Origin of the sequence: Falsirhodobacter sp. 20TX0035 (assembly GCF_028307215.1) — a bacterium.
Lineage (GTDB): Bacteria > Pseudomonadota > Alphaproteobacteria > Rhodobacterales > Rhodobacteraceae > Falsirhodobacter.
Window position 1 is genome coordinate 62,255 of sequence record NZ_JAQMHV010000001.1, and the last position, 20,382, is coordinate 82,636.

At 67.6% G+C, this 20,382-nt stretch carries 19 protein-coding genes; 7 read left to right on the forward strand and 12 right to left on the reverse strand.

Features of this window, described 5'->3' with window-relative positions; genetic code table 11:
* Window positions 1–46 precede the first annotated feature (46 nt).
* Window positions 47–1,033: a GT-B fold glycosyltransferase domain-containing protein gene (locus tag PIJ50_RS00340; RefSeq protein ID WP_271971706.1), complete on the forward strand. Its 987-nt coding sequence runs from the start codon at window positions 47–49 to the stop codon at window positions 1,031–1,033.
* On the opposite strand, the gene PIJ50_RS00345 is transcribed toward PIJ50_RS00340, so the two are convergent.
* The gene (locus tag PIJ50_RS00345) at window positions 1,030–1,707 is read right to left on the reverse strand and encodes an SIMPL domain-containing protein (RefSeq protein ID WP_271971707.1); all 678 of its coding nucleotides are present in this window, start codon (window positions 1,705–1,707) and stop codon (window positions 1,030–1,032) included. The genes PIJ50_RS00340 and PIJ50_RS00345 overlap by 4 nt on opposite strands.
* A 150-nt stretch (window positions 1,708–1,857) precedes the next feature.
* On the opposite strand from PIJ50_RS00345, the gene PIJ50_RS00350 reads away from it, so the two are divergent.
* On the forward strand, window positions 1,858–4,188 hold the full coding sequence (locus tag PIJ50_RS00350; protein WP_271971708.1) for a hypothetical protein: 2,331 nt from the start codon (window positions 1,858–1,860) through the stop codon (window positions 4,186–4,188).
* Window positions 4,189–4,243: 55 nt separating this feature from the next.
* Here the strand turns inward: PIJ50_RS00350 and PIJ50_RS00355 are convergent, their stop codons facing one another.
* From PIJ50_RS00355 to PIJ50_RS00375, 5 genes are all read right to left on the reverse strand, one after another.
* Window positions 4,244–4,753 (reverse strand): CarD family transcriptional regulator, encoded by a 510-nt coding sequence (locus PIJ50_RS00355; protein ID WP_271971710.1) that lies wholly within the window; start codon window positions 4,751–4,753, stop codon window positions 4,244–4,246.
* 190 nt (window positions 4,754–4,943) lie between these two features.
* Window positions 4,944–5,282, reverse strand: coding sequence for a ferredoxin FdxA (gene fdxA / locus PIJ50_RS00360; protein WP_271971711.1), 339 nt, complete (start codon window positions 5,280–5,282; stop codon window positions 4,944–4,946).
* 114 nt (window positions 5,283–5,396) lie between these two features.
* Window positions 5,397–5,690 carry an RNA-binding S4 domain-containing protein gene (locus PIJ50_RS00365; RefSeq protein WP_271971712.1) on the reverse strand — a complete coding sequence of 98 codons (294 nt, stop codon included), beginning with the start codon at window positions 5,688–5,690 and terminating at the stop codon, window positions 5,397–5,399.
* Window position 5,691: 1 nt separating this feature from the next.
* Complete coding sequence (locus tag PIJ50_RS00370; protein WP_271971713.1) at window positions 5,692–8,421, reverse strand: helicase-related protein; 2,730 nt, start codon at window positions 8,419–8,421, stop codon at window positions 5,692–5,694.
* 5 nt (window positions 8,422–8,426) lie between these two features.
* Window positions 8,427–8,924, reverse strand: coding sequence for a tetratricopeptide repeat protein (locus PIJ50_RS00375; protein ID WP_442900687.1), 498 nt, complete (start codon window positions 8,922–8,924; stop codon window positions 8,427–8,429).
* A gap of 95 nt (window positions 8,925–9,019) precedes the next feature.
* On the opposite strand from PIJ50_RS00375, the gene PIJ50_RS00380 reads away from it, so the two are divergent.
* Both PIJ50_RS00380 and PIJ50_RS00385 read left to right on the forward strand, forming a co-directional pair.
* Window positions 9,020–9,304: an SCP2 sterol-binding domain-containing protein gene (locus PIJ50_RS00380; protein WP_271971716.1), complete on the forward strand. Its 285-nt coding sequence runs from the start codon at window positions 9,020–9,022 to the stop codon at window positions 9,302–9,304.
* Window positions 9,301–10,155, forward strand: coding sequence for an alpha/beta fold hydrolase (locus PIJ50_RS00385; protein ID WP_271971717.1), 855 nt, complete (start codon window positions 9,301–9,303; stop codon window positions 10,153–10,155). Before PIJ50_RS00380 ends, PIJ50_RS00385 begins: the two co-directional genes overlap by 4 nt.
* Here the strand turns inward: PIJ50_RS00385 and PIJ50_RS00390 are convergent.
* The 4 genes from PIJ50_RS00390 to PIJ50_RS00405 are packed head-to-tail and all read right to left on the reverse strand — an operon-like array spanning window position 10,145 to window position 14,041.
* Window positions 10,145–10,870 (reverse strand): proteasome-type protease, encoded by a 726-nt coding sequence (locus PIJ50_RS00390; RefSeq protein ID WP_271971719.1) that lies wholly within the window; start codon window positions 10,868–10,870, stop codon window positions 10,145–10,147. The genes PIJ50_RS00385 and PIJ50_RS00390 overlap by 11 nt on opposite strands.
* A gap of 30 nt (window positions 10,871–10,900) precedes the next feature.
* Complete coding sequence (locus PIJ50_RS00395; RefSeq protein WP_271971721.1) at window positions 10,901–11,698, reverse strand: transglutaminase family protein; 798 nt, start codon at window positions 11,696–11,698, stop codon at window positions 10,901–10,903.
* Window positions 11,695–12,645 carry an alpha-E domain-containing protein gene (locus tag PIJ50_RS00400; RefSeq protein ID WP_271971722.1) on the reverse strand — a complete coding sequence of 317 codons (951 nt, stop codon included), beginning with the start codon at window positions 12,643–12,645 and terminating at the stop codon, window positions 11,695–11,697. Before PIJ50_RS00400 ends, PIJ50_RS00395 begins: the two co-directional genes overlap by 4 nt.
* A 4-nt stretch (window positions 12,646–12,649) precedes the next feature.
* A complete protein-coding gene (locus PIJ50_RS00405) occupies window positions 12,650–14,041 on the reverse strand; it encodes a circularly permuted type 2 ATP-grasp protein (RefSeq protein WP_271972900.1) in 1,392 nt (463 codons plus the stop codon).
* 163 nt (window positions 14,042–14,204) lie between these two features.
* On the opposite strand from PIJ50_RS00405, the gene PIJ50_RS00410 reads away from it, so the two are divergent.
* Together PIJ50_RS00410 and PIJ50_RS00415 are read left to right on the forward strand one after the other, a co-directional pair.
* A complete protein-coding gene (locus PIJ50_RS00410) occupies window positions 14,205–15,221 on the forward strand; it encodes a ligase-associated DNA damage response exonuclease (RefSeq protein WP_442900688.1) in 1,017 nt (338 codons plus the stop codon).
* A complete protein-coding gene (locus tag PIJ50_RS00415) occupies window positions 15,218–16,807 on the forward strand; it encodes an ATP-dependent DNA ligase (RefSeq protein ID WP_271971726.1) in 1,590 nt (529 codons plus the stop codon). The genes PIJ50_RS00410 and PIJ50_RS00415 overlap by 4 nt, the downstream gene beginning before the upstream one ends.
* Here the strand turns inward: PIJ50_RS00415 and PIJ50_RS00420 are convergent.
* Both PIJ50_RS00420 and PIJ50_RS00425 read right to left on the reverse strand, forming a co-directional pair.
* Window positions 16,779–17,582 (reverse strand): alpha/beta hydrolase, encoded by an 804-nt coding sequence (locus tag PIJ50_RS00420; RefSeq protein ID WP_271971728.1) that lies wholly within the window; start codon window positions 17,580–17,582, stop codon window positions 16,779–16,781. The genes PIJ50_RS00415 and PIJ50_RS00420 overlap by 29 nt on opposite strands.
* The gene (locus PIJ50_RS00425; protein ID WP_271971730.1) at window positions 17,569–18,300 is read right to left on the reverse strand and encodes an alpha/beta hydrolase; all 732 of its coding nucleotides are present in this window, start codon (window positions 18,298–18,300) and stop codon (window positions 17,569–17,571) included. The genes PIJ50_RS00420 and PIJ50_RS00425 overlap by 14 nt, the downstream gene beginning before the upstream one ends.
* 126 nt (window positions 18,301–18,426) lie before the next feature.
* On the opposite strand from PIJ50_RS00425, the gene thrS reads away from it, so the two are divergent.
* Window positions 18,427–20,367: a threonine--tRNA ligase gene (gene thrS, locus PIJ50_RS00430; RefSeq protein ID WP_271971732.1), complete on the forward strand. Its 1,941-nt coding sequence runs from the start codon at window positions 18,427–18,429 to the stop codon at window positions 20,365–20,367.
* The last annotated feature ends 15 nt before the right edge of the window (window positions 20,368–20,382 follow it).

Genomic DNA, 20,382 nt, shown 5'->3' on the forward strand with positions numbered 1-20,382 from the left:
CGGCAAGCCATTATAAAGGTTGCCGAACGCTGCATTCGGGAAGCTCATGGCACGTCAGTCCTTCAACATCCTCGCGATCGCGCAATCCGGCCGGCTGGAATACGAAGCCGTGATCCTGGCCGCCTCTCTCCGGCTGGCGGATCCCGATTTTCCGGGCACGCTGTTCATCGCCGAACCGCAGCCCGGCCGCCTGTGGGGGGACGAGGATCCGCGCATCAGCAAGAAGACCCGCGACCTGCTGCGCGAGCTGGACGCCGAGATCATTCCCTTCACGTCCGAGGTGTTCGGGGCCGCCTATCCCAACGGCAACAAGATCGAGGCGCTGTCCGCCCTTCCAAACGAGCCGTTCCTGTTTCTGGACACCGACACGATCATCACCGACAGCTTTGCCAAGGTGAGTTTCGACTTCGACCGACCGTCGGCGTCGATGAAGCGCGAAAACACCTGGCCGCAGGAGGAGCTGTATGGCCCGACGGTCGGGGAGACGTGGAAGGCGCTGTACGACCTGTTCGACGTGCCCTTCGAACCGACTTTGGCCCCCGAAGAGCCGGACGATTACTGGCAGAAGTACCTTTATTTCAACGCGGGCTGGTTCTTTCACAGCCGCCCGCAGGCGTTCGGGGCGCGCTATCTGGACTGGGCCGCTCGCCTGTGGCGCGACCGGCCCGAGGTGTTGGCCTGCCAGCCGATGGACCCGTGGCTGGACCAGGCCGTACTGCCTTTGGTCATCGCATCCTTCGGCGGCGGACGGCCGGGGCCGGAGCTTGCGGGGCTGGACGGGGACGTGACCTGCCACTGGCGCGTCCTGCCCCTGATGTTCGCCCGCGAAAGCGACCGGGCCATCGCCATGATGAAACGGGTGTCCCAGCAGGCGCTGGTGCGGCCCGTGCTTCAGAAATACGGCCCCGCGCGGAAGATGCTGTATGACGGGCATGGCGACACCGTCCGCGCCCTGTTCGATCAGAACAACCTGCCCCGGAAGGAGCAGGCCATCCGCAACCGCATCCGCCGCGAAGGGTTCTGGACGCGTTAGGTCGCGTCCGGGATGTCAAAGGTGATGGTGACCTGGGACGACCGGCTCACCTCGCCGCCCGCGATCGGGGTCGCGGCCGAGGCTTCCATGCGGAACATCGGAACGGGGCCCTGCGCGCCGCCGCCTTCAGTGATCGATTCGATGTCGCCCAGCGGCACGCCCGCCGCGTCGGCCAGCTTGCGCGCGCGGTCCATCGCGTCCGCCACGGCCTGCTTGCGCGCCTCGTCGATCAGCGGCTTCGGATCGGCCACGTCGAAGGCCAGGCCGTTCAGCGTGTTGGCCCCGTCGGCCACCACCGTGTCCAGCACGGCGCCCAGACCGTCGATCTGGCGCACGCGGACCGTCAGCATGTTGTCGGCGGTGTAGCCGTCGATCCGGCGCGCCTGATTTTCAGCCTGCGTCCAGTTGGGGTTCAGCTGCAGGCCCGTGGTCTGGATGTCCGCCTCGGCAATGCCGGCGTCCTTCAGGCGGTCCATGACGGCCTGAAGCTGCGTGGCGTTGGCCTGCATCGCCTCGGTCGCCGTGGCCGCTTGCGTGGTCACGCCCAACGTCAGCGTCGCCATGTCCGGCACGGCGGCCACCTGTCCTTCGCCCGTGACGGTAATCCGGTCGGCCAGTGCCACGCCGGGCGCCGCCAGAAGGGTGCCCACCAACAGGGCCTTCAACATGTTCATTCCGCGCTCCTTCATGCGTGTGTGCCGCCAACATAGCGTGAAATTGCCGGGGCCCACGCGTTCTTCTTTCCCTCGGCAGAAAGCTGCTTTAACATCCTTGGCAGAATGGGAGGTCAACTCCCGCCCCCTTGCGACAGAGCAGACCATCCCATGATCCCCGCTTTTGCCCTTGTCTTCAGCGAAGAAACCGTGACGCTCCTGCATCGGCAGGACGGCTGGACGCCGATCGACACGGTGGCGCTGGACGACCCCGAGCTGGCCGACCGCCTGTCGGACCTGCGCACCCGGGCCGAGGAACTGGCGGACGGCACGCTGGTCACCAAGCTGGCGATCCCCGCGTCGCAGATCCTCTACACCACCGTCCGGATCGAAGAAGACGACGCTGACGCCTCCATCCTCGCGGCGCTGGAGGGGCGGACCCCCTATGACGTGGCCGAACTGGTCTATGACCGCGAGTTGCTGGACGGGCAGGCGCATCTGGCCATCGTCGCCCGCGAAACGCTGCACGAGGTCGAAGGCTTCGCCACCGATCACGGCTTCAACCCCGTGGCCTTCACCGCCCTGTCGCCCGAAAACCGCCTGCCCGAGGAGCCGTGGTTCGGCACGACCATGGTGGCCCCGCGCTTCGTGAACGGCGATGTGGTGGAACGCGATGCGCTGTCCCTCCGCTCCATGGCCACGGCCCCCGCCGACCTGTGGGAGGAGCCGGTGGAAGAGGCCGAGGTTCCGCCCGCCGAGGTCGAGCCGGTCGAGATCCATCCGGAGCCGGTGAGCGAAGACACCTATCCCGATCCTGACGTCGCCCCCGTGCCCGAGGAAGAGCCTGCCCCGGCGCGCGTGACCGAGCCAGACGCCGTGGTTGTGGACGAAGCATTGCCGGACGAGCCGGTCCACGAGCCCAAGTCGTGGGAGCATCCGGAGCCTGATGCCGCCCCCGACCTTCCCGAGTCGGCCGCCGATCACCTTCACGAACCCGTCGCTCGTCACGTCGACGAACCGGAGCCGGAACCCGCCGTCGCGCGCTACCTTCCCGAGCCGGAACCGTTCGAGCCGGAACCCGAACTTCGGGACCCCGAGCCGACCCTGCCCCCCGCCCCGCCCGAGGTGGAACCGGAGCCCCGGCCCATTCCGGAACAGGCGGTGCCCGCGGCACCCCTGCCAGTGTTTGAACATCCATCCTTCACCGCCAAGCCCACGCTTCGGGCCGAACGCCCCGCTGCCCCGCCGCGCCGTCCCGAGATCAAGTCCGGTCGCGTGGCCCCGCGCGTCACCTCCGCCGTGAACGAGGCGCCGTTCGTCGATTTCGCGTCCAAGCCCTCGGGTGCCGACATGACGCCGCCGCCCCTGCGGGTGACGCAGCGCAGCCCGAAACCGGCCCCCACCGCCCGTGCATCCGCCCAGCGGAAGCCGCGCATGCTGGGCGTCGTACTGACGGTGCTGCTGCTTCTGGCCCTGGCCGTGATGGCGGCCTTCTCGTCCTACTTCCTCGACAGTGCCGCGCCCCAGGCGGCGAATGCGGGCGTGTCCAGCCGTCCCTCCACCATGTCCTCCATGGCCGAGGCTACGCCGGCGCCGGCGACACTGCTCGCCGTTGCGCTGACGCAGGACATGCCTCTGCCGGCCGTGATCCGAACGGCGCAGGTTCCCATGGCGGCGGCCGACGAGCCGCCGGCAGCCCTTATTCTCGCCCAGGCCCCGTCCACGAGGCCCGCCGCGCCGCCCGATCCTCGTCTGGCGCAGGTATCGCCCCGGCCACGCCCGGCGCTTCCCATGGCCGCCACCGAAACTCCGACTTCCGAGGCTGCGTCCGTCCACACGGAGGCAGCCTCTGCCATTTCGGACGTCGCGCAGATGCGTCCGCGCCTGCGTCCCGAGGATCTGGCACCGACCGAAGAGGAGATCGCCGAGGCGGTGGACGAGGAAGGCGGCCTTGACGCCAGCCCGCGCCCGCTGATCCGTCCGGAGATGGCCGCCAACGCCGCCATCATGCCAAAGGCGGAGGATGAGGGCGGAACTGATCTGGCCGTCGCCGTATCGCAGAGGCCCGAGATGCGGCCGTCCGGCGTGTCCCGCGCCTCGGTGAACGCGGCGCTGGCTGCGGCGCTGGAGCCGCCTCCGGCCCCGCCCGTCCGCGCCGTGCCCGCCCCGGTGGCGGCACCCCCGGCCCCGGTGGCCACGCCGCGTCAGGCGCCTCCCATGGCCAAGGCGGAACCCGTCCCGACCGCGCCCAGCATCCCGACCCGTGCCTCGGTCGCGCAGCAGGCAACGGAACAGAACGCGCTGCCGCTGGGCCAGACCAACGTGATCAGCATCACCGGAAAATCCTCGAACCGCAGCGCGCTGGTGCGGGGCAGCAACGGCCGCATCACCCGCCTGCGCGTGGGCGATCGCATCGACGGCGGCGTTGTGGCCGCCATCACGGAAAACGCGGTCCATTACCGCAAGGGCAACCAGCTTTACGCCCTGAACATGCCCGGCTGACATGCGAAAGCCGCGGCACGGGGCCGCGGCTTGCAAGGTCTCACGAGAATGGCGATCAGGCCGCGCGGGACAGCAAGACGTCGTCCACCTGCTTCTGCGCGCCTGCCTCGTCGGTGCCTGACACGGCGGCAACTTCGCGTGTCAGACGCTCCAGCGCGGATTCGTACAGCTGACGTTCCGAATAGGACTGCTCGCGCTGATCGTCCGAACGGTGCAGGTCGCGCACGACCTCGGCAATGGACATCAGATCGCCCGAGTTGATCTTCTGTTCGTATTCCTGCGCCCGACGCGACCACATCGCCCGCTTCACCCGCGCCTTGCCCTTCAGGGTGTCCAGCGCCTTGGCCACCACGTCGGGATCGGACAGCGAACGCATCCCGATCTCGGTCGCCTTGTGCGTCGGCACGCGCAGCGTCATCTTGTCCTTCTCGAACGAGATCACGAACAGCTCGAGCTTGATGCCCGCGATTTCCTGCTCCTCGATCGAGATGATCTTGCCCACGCCATGCGCGGGATAGACGACGAAATCGTCGGGGCGGTATTCGGGCTTTTTGGTCTTGGTCATTCGAATCCTCGTATGTCACCCGACCGACGACAAATATCCGCCCGAAACGAATTCCGGGGGATAAGGGGAGGGTTTTGTCGTTGGAACAAGGTCTCCGCGTCACATGCAGACGGGCATGAAGCCTGTTCTGCGACTGTATGACATGTTCATATCACAGAATCGGGCAGATTCCAACTGTCGCATGACAGACTCAGTTGCCCTCGCCCGGCTCCGCGATGAAATACTTCTCCAGCTTGCCCGTCTCACCGTCGCGCTCGGCCGCCTCGGGCAGCGGGTCGCGCTTCTGGGTAATGACCGGCCATTGGAGGGAGAACTTGCGGTTGAACTCCACCCATTCGTCCATCGCCGGTTCCGTATCCGGACGGATGGCGTCGGCGGGACATTCGGGTTCGCACACGCCGCAATCGATGCATTCGTCCGGGTGGATCACCAGGGTGTTCACGCCTTCGTAGAAGCAATCGACGGGGCACACCTCCACGCAGTCGGTGTACTTGCAGGCGATGCAGTTGTCGGTGACGACATAGGTCATAACGAATATCCGCTTGCGGCTGGTGGCACGTTACCTATTCCCCGTGCGGGAAAAGGGCAAGCGCCCAGCCAAAGGAAAGACCGGCGCCACGGGCGCCCCGTCCGGGCAAGAACATCATTCCTGTTCCGGCACCTCAGAGGGAACCCCGTCCGTCAGATCCTGGTAAAGTTCCTGCGCTTCCGAGGCGGGACCCCGTCGCACGGGCAGATCCAGAACCCGGATGACGCGAATCCGGCCGCCTTGGGGAAAGGTCAGCGCATCCCCCGCCCCCACGGCGCTGGAGGGTTTGCGCGTCTTGGTGCCGTTCACCCGCACATGCCCGGCCTCGACCTCGGCCAAGGCGATCGTGCGGGTCTTGAAGAAACGCGCCTGAACCAGCCATTTGTCCAGGCGCATCACGGGCCGCATGTCAGCTCTTCTTCAGGGCGGCCAGAACCGCGAAGGGGTTGTCCGGGTCGATCTTCACCGGACGTTCGGGGCGCGCCTCGAACTGGCGGGGACGCTCCTCCCGCTCGGGCTTCTTGCCCTTGGGCTTCGGCTTGCCCTGACGGGGGGCGTCGCTGCGGCCCTCACCTTCCTTGCGCGGGGGGCGTTCGCCTTCCTTGCGCGGCGGGCGGTTGTTCTCGCGGCGCGGCTGCGGGTCGCGGCGGCGCGGGGCCCAAGTGAAGGTGTAGAACGTCTCCATCTCCACCACGGGCGTTTCGCCTTCGGGGATGGGATTCTGCTCGGGCGCGGCCTCCGCCTCGTCAACCGGCTTGGCCGGACGCGCCTTCGGACGCTCCGCCTTCTCGCCTTTGTAGCCAAGACCGCCCATCAGGTCGGCGAACTGCTCCAGCGTCATGCCGGTGATGGACAGCATGTCGGGCGTCGCCTCGAACCCGCCGCGGCTGTCCTGACCGCGCAGCAGGTCGGCCAGACGCTCCAGCATGTCGATGCGGATCGCGCGCACGCCGGCGGGGTGATAACCGGCCAGCGTGTAATGCTCGCGTGGAACGCCTTCGACGTTCGGGATCGTGACAAGGCCCGGGGGCGGGCTTTCGGGGAACTCCGACAGGTTGTTCGCAAGCGACCACAGCACCAGACGCAGGCGCGTCGCGGCGGGTTTCAGCAGCAGCGGCAGGAAGACCGTGAACTGGCCGAACCGCACGCCATGCTTGCGCAGGACGGAGCGGGAGTCCTGATCCAGCGCCTTCACCTCTTCGGCGATGCCGTCGCGGGGAAGGACGCCCATGCCTTCGACCAGCCGGAAGGCGAAGCCCCGGGCCAGACCTGTCAGCGATTCGTCCCGCGCCATGTTCAGCAGCGGTTCGAACTGCGCCGCCACCTTGCGGTCGATGAAGTGCTGAAGACGGCGCTTCACCTTCTCGGACACGTCGTGGCCGGCTTCCTCGTCCACGAACGCCTCGACCTGCGGCTTCAGCGGATCGCCGCCCGACACCAGCTTGCCCACCGCCTGGTTGCCCCACATGAGGCCCCCCTGCTCGGTGAAGTCCATCTCCGTGTCGGGCGCGTTGTAGAAGCGGTCCGCCCGAAGGTGGAACTCGGGGCGCAGCGCCTGGAACGCCGCCTGCCGCAGCGTCTTCGCCTCCTCCGAGGAGCTTGACGCGTCCTGCCGGAAGCGGAAGCCTTCCAGACGGCCGACGAACTCGCCTTCGACCGTCACTTCACCCTTGTCGTTCACCTCGGCCACGAGGGTCTCCTTCTGCTTCAACCGCCGCATCAACACCGAAGTGCGCCGGTCGACAAATCGTTGGGTCAATTGCGCGTGAAGCGCATCCGACAGACGGTCTTCTACAGCGCGAGTCTCGTCCCGCCAATGGGTTTCGTCTTCCACCCACCCTTTGCGCTGCGCCACATAGGTCCATGTGCGGATATACGCCAGCCGGCGCGACAGCGCGTCGATGTCGCCCTGCGTGCGGTCGATCCGCTTCATCACGCCCGCCAGCCAGTCGTTCGGAACCTTGCCGCCCTGCAGGAATTCAAAGATCCGGGTCAGGAGGCTGATATGCTCCCCGCCTGATTTTCCACGGAAATCCGGGATGCAGCACACGTCCCACAACAGTCGGACGGACTGGGGGGACCGCACGCGGTCACGGATGTCCGGCAGCGCCGCCAGCGCCTTCAGCGCGTGCAGGTCGTCGGATTCGCGGGTGCGGGACAGCCACTCGTTCTGCGTCGGCGCCTCAAGGCTCGCGATCAGGCGATCCACCGTGCCGAACTCCAGCGCCTCGTTGCGCCACTGCAACTTCTTGATCGGGGCGAAGCGTGATTCTTCGATCGCGCGCACCACCTCGGGCTCCAGCGGGCTCGCCTCTCCGGTCACGCCAAAGGTGCCGGGTTCGGTGTGCCGCCCCGCGCGCCCCGCGATCTGCGCCAGTTCGTGCGGGAACAGCGGGCGCATCCGGTGGCCGTCGAACTTCTCGGTCGAGGAGAACGCCACGTGCCGGACATCGAGGTTCAGGCCCATGCCGATGGCGTCCGTCGCCACGAGGTAGTCCACGTCCCCGTTCTGATAAAGATCCACCTGCGCGTTGCGCGTGCGCGGCGACAGCGCGCCCATCACCACGGCGCAGCCGCCCTTGGTCCGGCGGATCAGTTCGGCGATCGCATAGACATTCTCCACCGAGAAGCCGACGATCGCGCTGCGCGGCGGCATCCGGCTGATCTTCTTCGACCCGGTGTAGGACAGCGTGGAAAACCGTTCCCTCCGCAGAAACTCCACCCCCGGCACCAGCGCGGCGATGGCCCCCCGCATCACCTCGGACCCAAGGAACAGCGTCTCGTGCAGTCCCCGCGCCCGCAAAAGCCGGTCGGTGAAGACGTGCCCGCGCGATGGGTCGCCGCACAGCTGGATCTCGTCGATGGCCACAAAGTCGGCGCCGATCTCCTGCGGCATCGCTTCCACGGTGCAGACCCAGTACTGGGTGCGCTCGGGGACGATCCGCTCCTCGCCCGTGACCAGCGCCACGACCGAGGGGCCGCGCTGCGCCACGATCCGGTCATAGACCTCGCGCGCCAGCAGCCGCAGCGGCAACCCGATGACGCCGGTCCGGTGGCCCAGCATCCGCTGGATCGCGTAATGGGTTTTTCCGGTGTTCGTCGGCCCCAGGACCGCCGTCACCCGCCCGTTCTGGCGCATCGGCGTCAGATCTCCTGCCCGTCGGTTTCGGCCGTCAGCCGATCGATGCTGTCCCTTATCCCGGCCAGATGGGGATGTATAGCAAGCGCGGCGCGATACGCCTCGATCGCCTCTTTCGGGCGGTCCATCTCCTCCAGCATCAGGGCAAGGCCGGTGATGGCCGTGAAATGGCGGGGGTCCAGCGTCAGGACGTGGCCGATGTCGGTGATGGCAGGCCCGAACTCCCCCTCCTGAAAGAAGGCGGCCGCGCGCGCGTTGTAGCCTTCAGCGAAATCGGGCGCATGGTCGATCAGGGCGCTGAAATGGTCGATGGCGGCGGCCGTGTCGCCCGCGGCCAGCGCGTCCTGTCCGCGTTCCAGCAGCAGGTCCATCGCGGCGGATCCGGACTTCTGCCACGCGTCCTCGATCTCCGCCTCCAGCCGGGGGGCGTCCTGCTCCGAAGCGGTGGCCAGACGGTCATACAGCGCATCCAGATCGGCCGCCCCCACGGGGGACGCCAGCAAGATGGCAACAAGGGCATGGAAAATCGGTCGGCGCGCTTTCATATATCCAACGTAACGCCGCAGGCGCAAAATACCAGAACCCCGAAGGAGTGCAGATGGGAGAAGTGATCGACAAGGCGGTGGAACGCCTCGGCGCGCGGCTGGACGGGTTTGAAGGCCGGGCCAAGTTCGTCCTGAAGGGTGAGGGCACGATCCTGGCCGACCGCACGGGCGTGCGCGAAGGGGATGGCGAGGCCGACGTGACTTTGACGGCAACGGTCGAGGATTTCCGCGCGCTTCTGGAAGGGCGGCTGAAACCCGCGACGGCCTTCATGACCGGGCGGCTGAAGGTCGACGGGTCCATGCCCATGGCGATGAAGCTGGGAACGGCTCTGTCGTGAGGACGCTGGTGGCCGAAGACGGCACCCGGCTGCGCGCCCGGCGATGGGAGGGCGGGCCGGACACCGTGCTTCTGCTGCAAGGCCGCACCGAATACATCGAGAAATACGAGCCTGTCGCCGAAGCGCTGGTGACGCGCGGATGGTCCGTCGCGACGCTGGACTGGCGTGGACAGGGCGGGTCCGACCGTGCGCTGCCGGATCCGATGATCGGCCATGTGCGGGATTTTTCCGACTACCAAATGGACCTGCGCGCGGTCCTGCCCGTGCTGACGGGGCGCGTTTTCGTGATCGCGCATTCCATGGGCGGCCTGATCGCCCTGCGCTGGCTGATGGAGGGCGCGGACGTGGCCGCCATCGCCTTCAGCGCGCCGATGTGGGGCTTGCCGATGGAAGGGCTGATGCGCCCCGTGGCCCATCTGGTGGCCGGCAGTTCCGCCGTCCTGAACCGCGCCGACCGGCCGGTGCCCGGCCTGACGCCCGCTCCCTATGTGACGGAAGCCCCGTTCGCCGGAAACACCCTCACCTCCGACCCCGAAACCTTTGCCCGGCTGAAGGCCGACGCGGCGGCGATGCCCGACCGGATGCTGGGCGGCCCCAGCCTTGGCTGGCTGGGCGCGGCCCTGCGCGAGATGCGCACCCTGACCCCACGCCCCTGCCCGCCCGTGCCGGCGCTGGCGATGGTTGGGTCGCGCGAACGCGTGGTGGACGTGACGGCCATCCGCGCGCGCATGGCCCGCTGGGACGGCGCCGTCCTGACCGCCATCGACGGGGCGGAGCATGAGATCCTGATGGAACGCCCCGAGATCCGCGCGGCCTTTCTGGACACGGCGGACGCGCTGTTCAGACGCTGACCTTCACAAAGGCGTCGCGCAGCGCGTTGGACCATGCCTCCGACATCTCGCGGAAGACGGGATCCCCGGCCTCGATCCGGCGCAGTTCGGTCGCGCGCAGATCGTCCCGGCGCACGCACAGCAGGTCCAGCGGCATGCCCACCGACAGGTTCGACCGCAGCGTGGAATCCATCGACAGCAGCACCGCCTTGCGTGCATCGTCCAGCGACGTCTGCGGCCGCACCACCCGGTCCAGGATCGGCTTGCCGTACTTGTGCTCGCCGATCTGCAGGAAGGGCGTGTCCTCCGTCGCCTCGATGAAGTTGCCCTCGGGATAGATGAGGAACATCCGCATCTCACCCCCCTTGACCTGGCCCGCCACGATCATGCTGGCCAGCGCGGATTGCCGCATGGAGGCCAGCTTGTCGTCCACGTCGGCCCGCACATCGGCCAGCATGTTGCCGATGATCTCGGCCACCTTCAGCATGGACGGCGCCTTCATGATCGACGTGTCGCCATCGGCGTCGCGCGCCTTGATCTGTTCGCGCAGGCGGGCGATCGTGGTCTGGGTGACGGACAGGGATCCCGCCGTCATGATGGCGATCACGCGGTCGCCCGGCTCCTCGAACAGGAACATCTTGCGATAGATGGCGATGTTGTCGAACCCGCCATTGGTGCGCGTGTCCGACAGAAGGACCATCCCTTCATCCAGCAAGAGGCCAACGCAGTAAGTCATCGTTCATCCGTTCCTTTTCAGAACAGGACCCTACTGCTGTGCCTGCTGGACCGCAACCGTCACGTCCAGAACCTCGCCCCCGCCGCCGCGGGCCGATCCGCGGATCGGGGCCGCGTCCTGCGCGTCAAGACCCGAACCCAGACGAATATATCGGTCGTCGGGGCAGCAGCGGTTGGCAGCATCAAAGCCCACCCAGCCCAGACCGCTCACGTAAAGTTCAGCCCACGCATGGGCCGCCTCTTGCACGCCGTCGGCCAGAAGATAGCCCGACACGTAGCGTCCGGGCATCCCGATCTGGCGGGCCAGCGCCACCAGCGCGTGGGTGTGGTCCTGACAGACGCCCTGCCCCCGCTCCAGCGCCTCGGCCGCCGTGGTCTGGGACTGGGTGGCGCCGGGGGTCCAGACGATGCGTTCCCCTACGGCCGAGGCAAGGTGGTGCGCCGCCGCCAGCGGCTCCCGGCCCAGCGCCTCGCGCGCAAGGGTGGGGATCGCGCCGCCCGGATGGGTCAGCGTGGTGTCGCGCAGATAGCATTGGGGCGCGATGGTTTCGCGGTGGCCGCGCAGAACGCCCGCCTGATCGGTGGTCACGACCTCTCCGGTCACGCGGATCTCCACCTCCTCCACCGGGCCGCGGACGGACCAGCTTTCGATCCGGTCGCCCGCCCCGTCGCGGAAGCCGCCACCCGAAATCCCGTCCGACACGGCGACGTGCCAGTGGGACACGCGCTGCCCCTCGGTGGAGGCCGGGGTCAGCCGGTGGCTTTGCACCAGCCCGCGCACCGGGGTGTCGTAGCGGTAGCGCGTGACATGTTCGACCGTCAGGATCATCGCACATCCCCCGTGAGATAATTTTCCCAGACCTGGTGCGACAGCGTCGCCACCTCGCCGATGAAGCCCGTCAGGAACTCGTGCATGCCCTGATCGAAGATCTCGTCCACGCTCTGCTCTCCCAGCGTGGCCAGAAGGGCCTGCCCGCGCACCTGGCTGTCCATCTGGCGGCCGTAAGCCCGCGCAAGCTGCGTGAGCGAGGTGTTGATCGCCTCCACGCTGCTGATCAGCGACCGGGGGTTCTGCGGGTTCAGGATCAGGAAGTCCGCGATCTTGCGCGCCGTGATGTCGCCCGCATAGCTCCAATGAAAGGCGCGGTGCAGCGACAGCGCGCGCAGCAGCGTCATCCACTGGTAGTTGTCGAGGCCGGAACCCACGAATTCGACCCGCGGCAGCAGCACGTAATACTTCACGTCGATCAGCCGCGCCGTCGCGTCCGCCCGTTCCAGCGCATAGCCGAGATTTAGGAAATCGTAGCCGTCATTGCGCAGCAGCGTGGCGCCGATGGACCCGCGCACCAGCGCCGCCGTCCGCGTCACCCATTCGGTCAGCTGCGTCAGTTCCAGTTCCGACCGCGGCGTGCGTTCCAGCTGCTTCAGCTCTTGGAACGCCATGTTCAGCGCGTCCCAGACCTGCGTCGTCAGGGCGGTGCGCACGATGCGGGCGTTCTCCCGCGCCTCCGTCAGGCAGGAGATGACGGAGGACGGGTTGTCCCGGTCAAAGAACAGATAGCTTTCGATGTTGCGCGCCACCGGATCGCCATATTTGCGCTGGAACCCTTCGGCCGTGCCGGAGGCCTGCAACAGGCTGTCCCATTCGCTGCGATAGCCGTGGATGGAGGGCAGCAGCGAGATGCGCGCCCCCACTTCCAAGAGGCGCGCCATGTTTTCCGCTCGTTCCATGTAGCGGGCGATCCAGAAGAGGTTGTTCGCGGTCCGGCTCAGCATGTCATCACTCCGCCAGAACCCAGGTGTCCTTGACCCCGCCGCCCTGCGACGAGTTCACGACCAGAGAGCCTTCCGTGAGCGCCACTCGGGTCAACCCGCCCGGCACCAGTTCCACCCGGTCCCCCACGAGGCAATACGGGCGCAGGTCCACATGGCGGGGGGCGATCCCCTCCTCCACGAAGGTGGGGGTGGTGGACAGGGCCAGCGTCGGCTGCGCAATGTAGTTGCCGGGGTCGTCCACGATCCTGGCGCGGAAGCGCTCGATCTGGTCCTTCGTGGATTTCGGCCCCACCAGCATCCCGTAACCGCCCGAGCCGTGGACTTCCTTCACCACCAGCTCGTCCAGACGCTCCAGCACGTATTTCAGGTCGTCAGGCTTGGCGCATTGCCAGGTGGGCACGTTGTTCAGGATCGGCTCCTCTCCCAGATAGAAGCGGATCATCTCGGGCACGAAGGTGTAGACGGCCTTGTCGTCGGCCACGCCCGCGCCGGGGCAGGAACAGATGTTCACCCCGCCCGAACGGTAGACGTCCATCAGCCCCGGCGCGCCCAGCATGCTGTCCGGGCGGAAGCACAGGGGGTCGATGTAGCTGTCGTCGATCCGGCGATAGATCACATCCACCCGGCGCGGGCCTTCGGTGGTGCGCATCCACACGAACTCCCCCTCAACGAACAGGTCCTGCCCCTCGACCAGTTCCACCCCCATCATGTCGGCCAGGAAGCTGTGCTCGTAATAGGCCGAGTTGAAATGCCCGGGCGTCAGCAGCACGATCGTGGGTTCGCGGTCGCATTTCACCGGCGCGACCGAGGCCAGCGTGCGGCGCAGCAGCGCAGGATAGTTGTCCACCGGCTCGATCCGGTTCTCGCGGAACAGGTCGGGGAACATGCGCATCATGATCTCCCGGTTCTCCAGCATGTAGCTGACGCCGGACGGCGTGCGGCAGTTGTCTTCCAGCACGAAGAACTCGTCCCGGCCGGTGCGGACAAGGTCGATGCCGACGATATGGGAATAAACGCCCTTGGGTGGCACGATGCCCACGACGGCTTTTTCGAACGCCGCATTGCGATAGACCAGATGCGCGGGGATCTTTCCGGCGCGGATGATCTCTCCGCGTCCATAGACATCGACGAGGAACGCATTCAGCGCCCGCGCCCGCTGGCGGATGCCGCGGTCCAGCTTGGCCCATTCGCCGGCGGTAAAGACGCGGGGGAACATGTCGAAGGGGATCAGGCGGTCGGGATCGCCGCCTTCGCCGTACACAGCGAAAGTGATGCCGATGCGGCGGAACAGGGCCTCGGCCTCGGCCTGCTTCATGTGGCGCAGGGCGGCGGGCATGTTCCGGGTCCAGCCTTCCAGCCCGGCATAGGGGGCGCGCACCGTATCGGCGTCGAACATCTCGTTAAAATAGGTCGTCACGCCCAAACCCTTCCACTCGCATCGCCCTGTAATCTGGGGCCGCGTGCATTGAAGTCTAATCACCCGGCCCCGCACCCGAAAAGAAGATTTCGCAAAACCTCCACAGACTGGACCGGGCCACCCGTTCGGCTACCTGTTGGGCATGGAACAGGTCCTGACCTTCACCGATCGCGGCATCTTCTGCCCGGCAGGCGACTTCTTCATCGACCCGTGGCGGCCGGTGGAACGGGCGCTGATCACGCACGGGCATTCCGACCACGCGCGCGGCGGGCACGGGCGCTATCTGGCCACCGACGTGGCCATGCCCGTCATGCGCCATCGCCTTGGCGCCATCCGGGGCGAGACCATTGCATTCGGGGAAACCCGGCGCATCGGCGACGCGGCCGTATCCTTCCACCCCGCGGGGCACCTTCCCGGCTCCGCCCAGATCCGGGTGGAGGTGGGGGGCTGCGTCTGGGTCGTGTCCGGCGACTACAAGACCGAACCCGACGGGCTGTGCGAACCGTTCGAACCCGTGCCCTGCCACGCCTTCATCTCTGAATGCACCTTCGGCCTGCCCGTCTTCAACTGGCGCCCGCAGGCCGAGGTGATGGCCGACGTGAACGCCTGGTGGGCCGGAAACGCGGCCGAGGGGCGGACCTCCATCCTCGGGGCCTATTCGCTGGGCAAGGCCCAGCGCATCCTTGCCAACGTGGACGCAGGCATCGGCCCCATCCTGACCCATGGCGCGGTGGAGGCGACGAACCGCGTCCTGCGCGCGCAAGGGATACGCCTGCCAGACACCGTCTGGGCGGGGCCGGAGGTGACGGGCACCACCCATCCCGGCGCGCTGGTCATCGCGCCGCCGTCCGCGCTGAACACGCCCTGGGCCGGGCGGTTCAAGGGGGCGTCGCAGGCCTTCGCCTCGGGCTGGATGGCGATGCGCGGCGTGCGGCGGCGGCGCGGGCTGGCGCAGGGGTTCGTCCTGTCGGACCATGCCGACTGGCAGGGGCTGAACGACGCCATCCGCGCCACGGGGGCCGAACGGGTCTTCGTCACCCACGGCTACACCCAGGTGTTCCGCCGCTGGCTGGCCGAACAGGGCTATGACGCGGGCATCGTGGAAACGCAGTACGAGGGCGACGAGGCGGACGAGGACGACGTGGAGGTTCTGGAATGATCCGCTTCTTCGCCCTGTTCGACGCGCTGGACCGCACCACGAAGACCAACGCCAAGGTGGCCGCCCTTGCCGACTATTTCCGCGAGGCGCCGGAGGCCGATCGCCTTTGGACCATCGCGCTGCTGTCCGGACGCCGCCCCAAGCGCGCCGTCAATTCCACCGAACTGCGCAACTGGGCGGCGGACGCGGCCGGCATCCCCCTGTGGCTGTTCGAGGAAGCCTATCCCGTCGTGGGCGACCTGTCCGAGACGATCTCCCTCGTGCTGCCGCCCGCCACGCGGCGCGACGACCGGCCGCTGGCCGACTGGATCGCCGACCTGATCGCGCTGACCGGCCAGCCCGCCGACACACGCCGCGCCGCGATCCTGGACGCGTGGGACCGGTTGACGACAGGCGAACGGTTCCTGTTCAACAAGCTGATCACCGGCGGCTTCCGCATGGGGGTCAGCCAGGGCCTTATGGTCCGCGCCCTGTCCCAGGCCACGGGGATGGAGGAAACGGAGCTTGCCCACCGCCTGATGGGCGACTGGGAACCGCGCAGCACCTCGTGGGACAGCCTGATCCGGTCGAACGATCCCGCAGCGGCCGGGGCGCGGCCCTATCCCTTCGCGCTCGCCTCCCCTCTGGACGACCCCGAGGCGCTGGGCAGCCCGGGGGACTGGCTGGCCGAATGGAAATGGGACGGCATCCGCGGCCAGATCATCCGCCGCGCCGGGGCCTTCGCCCTGTGGTCGCGGGGGGAAGAACTGATCACCGACCGCTTCCCCGAATTCGCGCCCCTGGCCGATTTCCTGCCCGAAGGCACCGTGATCGACGGCGAGGTGCTGGCCTGGGGCGACACGCGCCCCCTGCCCTTCGCGCAACTGCAAAAGCGCATCGGGCGGCTGACCGTGTCGAAGAAGATGCTGACCGAAACGCCCGCTCATCTTCTGGCCTACGATCTGCTGGAGGAGCGGGGCGAGGATCTGCGCGCCCTGCCCCTGTCCGACCGTCGCGCCCGCCTGGCCGCGCTGATCGCCCACCTGCCCGCTGGAATGCCCCTGGGCCTGTCGCCCGAAATCAACGTGGACAGCTGGGACGCGATGGCCCGCCTGCGCGCCACCGCGCGCGAGGAGAACGCCGAAGGGCTGATGCTGAAACGCCTGTCCTCCCCCTATCACGTGGGCCGGAAGCGGGGGGACTGGTGGAAGTGGAAGCTGGATCCCTTCACCGTGGATTGCGTGATGCTTTACGCGCAATCGGGCAGCGGGCGGCGGGCCAACCTCTTCACCGACTTCACCTTCGCGGTGCGCGACGGCGACCAGCTCGTGCCCTTTACCAAGGCCTATTCCGGCCTGACGGATGCGGAGTTCAACGAGATCACGCGCTGGGTCCGCCGCCACACGCTGGAAAAGTTCGGCCCCGTCCGCCGCGTCCCGCCCGAACTGGTGTTCGAAGTGGCGTTCGAGGGGATCCAGGCCAGCAGCCGCCACAAGTCGGGCATCGCCCTGCGCTTTCCCCGCATGTCCCGCTGGCGCCACGACAAGCCCGTAGAGGAGATCGACACGCTCGACACCCTCAAGGAGCTGCTGGCCCTTCACGGCTGATCCAGTCGGCGACAAGGTCGGTCACCCGGTCGTTCATTCCCGGTGACAGCATGTCCCCGGCCAGCACGTGCCGCATCGGATCGTCCCCCGGCCCCGGCATCAGCGGCACCCGCGTGACCGGCCCGCCCCACAGGCGCGCGGCGCGACGGACGGCGCGGGGGCTGATCACCCGGTCCCCCTCGGACCACACGAACAGCGCGGGACAGCGGGCGCGGCCCATGTCCAGCGGCATCCGCATCAGGTCGATCAGCGGCCACAGCGCGCGGGTCGGATAGCTGGCCGTCCAGTACTGCTTTTGCGGATCCTCGGCCGTGGCCAGCGTCCGCGTGTGGCCGAAGACGTGCGGCCCCCAGCGGCGGATCTGCGGCAGGCGGAACAGCCACGCCACCTTCGGGTTCAGCGCGAAGTTCGGAGAGATCAGGACCACCCCGTCCACCATCCCCCGCGCCGCCGCATGGGCCGCCAGAAGCCCGCCCGTGGAGGTTCCGATCAGCACCACCCGCTGGCCAAGGCTGCGGCCCACGGCCACCGCCTCCTCCATGTCGGCCAGCCAGGCGGCGGGGGTAGCACCGGCCAGCGCCTCCCCGTCCAGCCCGTGGCCGGCAAAGCGCGTCAGGAACAGGTTCGCGCCCAGGCGTTCGGCCACACGGCGGTGCACCGGGTCGATCTCCCACTTCGAACCGGAAAAGCCGTGCAGATAGACCAGCGCCAGACCGGTGCGGGGGGCAATGCGGACGATCTCCTTGCCCGCGACGCCCGGTTCATCCGGCCACATCGGCGACGGTCTGCCGGATCAGCGCCAGGCATTCGGGGGAGGAGAAGCGGTGATCGGCGCCCTTCACCAGCGTCAGGCGCAGATCGGAGGACTCGGCATGCTCCATCAGGCGCAGGGCAACGGACACCGGAACCTCGGCATCCGCGGTGCCCTGCAGCAGCCGCACGGGGAACGGCAGGCGCAAGGGGTCGCGCAGGACCAGACGGTTGCGTCCCTCCTCGATCAGGCGGCGGGTGATCGGCGTCGGTTCGCCATAGGCCGACGGCAGCGGATAGGCCCCGGCCATCACCTGCGCGCGCTGGGCGTCGTCGAAGGACGCCCACATCAGATCCTCGGTGAAATCGGGGGCGGCGGCGATGCCGACCAGCGCCACCACCCTGTCCGGCATCGCGCGGGCCAGTTGCAGCGCGATCCAGCCGCCCATCGATGATCCGACCAGCACCACCGGCCCTTCGACCAGCGACAGCGCGGCGCGGGCGTCCTCATACCAGTCGCCGATGGCGCCATCCTCGAACCGGCCTTCGGACACGCCGTGACCGGAATAGTCGAACCGCAGGAAGGCCCGGCCCTGCACCACGGCCCAGTCGCGCAGGTCGACCGCCTTCGTTCCCGTCATGTCGGAGCGAAAACCGCCCAGAAACACGACCGTTGGCCCCGTGCCCGGCGTCAGGTCATGGGCGATGCGGCGGTGTTCGGGGGTGGTCAGGTACTGGGTCATGCGCGCTCCGAGTTTTCGGCAGCTTAGTCCGGGGCGTGGTTGACTTTCCACCCCTGCCCCGCAACAACCACCCCGTAAACCCGCAACCGGGCGTTCCGTGGGCGCCGAACCGACGAGGAGCCTTGCATGGCCCAGATCACCCTCACCTTCCCCGATGGCAACCAGCGCCAGTTCCCGCAGGGCACCACGCCCGGCGAAGTGGCGACCGCCATTTCCACCAGCCTTGGCAAGAAGGCGATCTCCGCCACTGTCAATGGCGCGCATTTCGACCTGCAATGGCCGATCGAGGGCGACGCCTCCATCGCGATCCATACCATGCAGGACAACGCCCAGGCGCTGGAACTGATCCGCCACGACTTCGCCCACGTGATGGCGCGCGCGGTGCAGGAGCTGTGGCCGGACGTGAAGGTCACCATCGGCCCGGTCCGCGACCAAGGCTGGTTCTACGACTTCGACCGGGCGGAACCCTTCACGCCCGAAGACCTTGGCCAGATCGAAGCGAAGATGAAGCACATCATCAACGCCCGCGAGGCCGTGAAGACCGAGGTCTGGGACCGCGAACGCGTTCGCGCGCATTACCAGGCCGCCGGAGAGCCCTTTAAGGTGGAACTGCTGGACCGCATTCCGGGCGACGAGCCGATCCGCATGTACTGGCACGGCGACTGGATGGACCTGTGCCGCGGCCCGCACCTGCAGAACACCGGACAGCTTCCGGCCGACGCCTTCAAGCTGACCACGGTGGCCGGCGCCTACTGGCTGGGTGATTCAACCCGCCCCATGCTGCAACGCATCTACGGCGTCGCCTTCAAGAACCGCGAGGATCTGAAGGCCCACCTGACCATGCTGGAGGAAGCGGCCAAGCGCGATCACCGCAAGCTGGGCCGCGAGATGGACCTGTTCCACCTGCAGGAAGAAGCGCCGGGCATGGTGTTCTGGCACCCGAACGGCTGGCAGATCTACCGCACGCTGGAAGACTACATGCGCGGCCGCCTGCGCAAGGCCGGGTATCAGGAGATCAAGACCCCGCAGGTCGTGGACCGCGTCCTGTGGGAAAAGTCCGGCCACTGGGAAGCTTACCGCGAGAACATGTTCATCGTGGAGGTGGACGAGGAAGGCGCCAAGGAAAAGCGCATCAACGCGCTGAAGCCGATGAACTGCCCGTGCCACGTGCAGGTCTACAACCACGGCCTCAAATCCTATCGCGACCTGCCGCTGCGGCTGGCGGAATTCGGATCGTGCCACCGCTACGAATCCTCGGGGTCGATGCACGGGCTGATGCGCGTGCGCGGCTTCGTGCAGGACGACGCCCACATCTTCTGCACCGAAGACCAGATCGAGGCGGAAACCGCGTCCTTCCTTGAACTGCTGTCCACCGTCTACCGCGACCTCGGGTTCGAGAAGTTCGACATCAAGCTGTCCACCCGTCCCGAGGTGCGCGTGGGGTCCGACGCGATCTGGGACAAGGCCGAAACCGCGCTGGCGCAGGCGATCGAGAAGGCGGGCTATCCCTACGAGGTGAACCCCGGCGACGGCGCCTTCTATGGCCCGAAGCTGGACTTCAAGCTGACGGACGCGATCGGGCGCGAGTGGCAGTGCGGAACGCTTCAGGCCGACTTCAACCTGCCCGACCGCCTGAAGGCCGAATATATCGGCGAGGACGGGGCCAAGCACATGCCGGTCATGCTGCACCGCGCCGTGCTGGGGTCGTTCGAACGCTTCATCGGCATCCTGCTGGAAAACTATGCGGGCAAGCTGCCCTTCTGGCTGGCCCCGCGCCAGGTGGTCGTCGCGTCCATCGTGTCGGACGCGGACGATTACGCGCGCGAGGTGGCCGAGGCGCTGAAGGCCGTGGGCGTTCTGGCCGAGACCGACCTGCGGAACGAGAAGATCAACTACAAGGTCCGCGAACATTCGGTGGGCAAGGTGCCGGTGATCCTGGCCGTGGGCATGCAGGAAGTCGGCAACCGCACCGTGTCCGTCCGCCGTTTGGGCGAAACCCGCACCGAAAGCGCCGAGCTGGCGGACATCGTCACCACGCTGGGCGCCGAGGCGCGGATGCCCGGCTGATCCCGGAGGGGGCCG

Excerpts from the sequence above, each read along its gene's own strand:
- PIJ50_RS00390 (WP_271971719.1), bottom strand. The coding sequence starts at position 10,870 with ATGACTTACTGCGTTGGCCTCTTGCTGGATGAAGGGATGGTCCTTCTG.
- PIJ50_RS00415 (WP_271971726.1), top strand. The coding sequence starts at position 15,218 with ATGATCCGCTTCTTCGCCCTGTTCGACGCGCTGGACCGCACCACGAAG.
- PIJ50_RS00355 (WP_271971710.1), bottom strand. The coding sequence starts at position 4,753 with ATGACCAAGACCAAAAAGCCCGAATACCGCCCCGACGATTTCGTCGTC.
- PIJ50_RS00425 (WP_271971730.1), bottom strand. The coding sequence starts at position 18,300 with ATGACCCAGTACCTGACCACCCCCGAACACCGCCGCATCGCCCATGAC.
- PIJ50_RS00395 (WP_271971721.1), bottom strand. The coding sequence starts at position 11,698 with ATGATCCTGACGGTCGAACATGTCACGCGCTACCGCTACGACACCCCG.
- thrS (WP_271971732.1), top strand. The coding sequence starts at position 18,427 with ATGGCCCAGATCACCCTCACCTTCCCCGATGGCAACCAGCGCCAGTTC.
- PIJ50_RS00420 (WP_271971728.1), bottom strand. The coding sequence starts at position 17,582 with ATGTGGCCGGATGAACCGGGCGTCGCGGGCAAGGAGATCGTCCGCATT.
- PIJ50_RS00350 (WP_271971708.1), top strand. The coding sequence starts at position 1,858 with ATGATCCCCGCTTTTGCCCTTGTCTTCAGCGAAGAAACCGTGACGCTC.
- fdxA (WP_271971711.1), bottom strand. The coding sequence starts at position 5,282 with ATGACCTATGTCGTCACCGACAACTGCATCGCCTGCAAGTACACCGAC.
- PIJ50_RS00370 (WP_271971713.1), bottom strand. The coding sequence starts at position 8,421 with ATGCGCCAGAACGGGCGGGTGACGGCGGTCCTGGGGCCGACGAACACC.
- PIJ50_RS00340 (WP_271971706.1), top strand. The coding sequence starts at position 47 with ATGGCACGTCAGTCCTTCAACATCCTCGCGATCGCGCAATCCGGCCGG.
- PIJ50_RS00400 (WP_271971722.1), bottom strand. The coding sequence starts at position 12,645 with ATGCTGAGCCGGACCGCGAACAACCTCTTCTGGATCGCCCGCTACATG.
- PIJ50_RS00380 (WP_271971716.1), top strand. The coding sequence starts at position 9,020 with ATGGGAGAAGTGATCGACAAGGCGGTGGAACGCCTCGGCGCGCGGCTG.
- PIJ50_RS00410 (WP_442900688.1), top strand. The coding sequence starts at position 14,205 with ATGGAACAGGTCCTGACCTTCACCGATCGCGGCATCTTCTGCCCGGCA.
- PIJ50_RS00405 (WP_271972900.1), bottom strand. The coding sequence starts at position 14,041 with ATGTTCGACGCCGATACGGTGCGCGCCCCCTATGCCGGGCTGGAAGGC.
- PIJ50_RS00365 (WP_271971712.1), bottom strand. The coding sequence starts at position 5,690 with ATGCGGCCCGTGATGCGCCTGGACAAATGGCTGGTTCAGGCGCGTTTC.
- PIJ50_RS00345 (WP_271971707.1), bottom strand. The coding sequence starts at position 1,707 with ATGAACATGTTGAAGGCCCTGTTGGTGGGCACCCTTCTGGCGGCGCCC.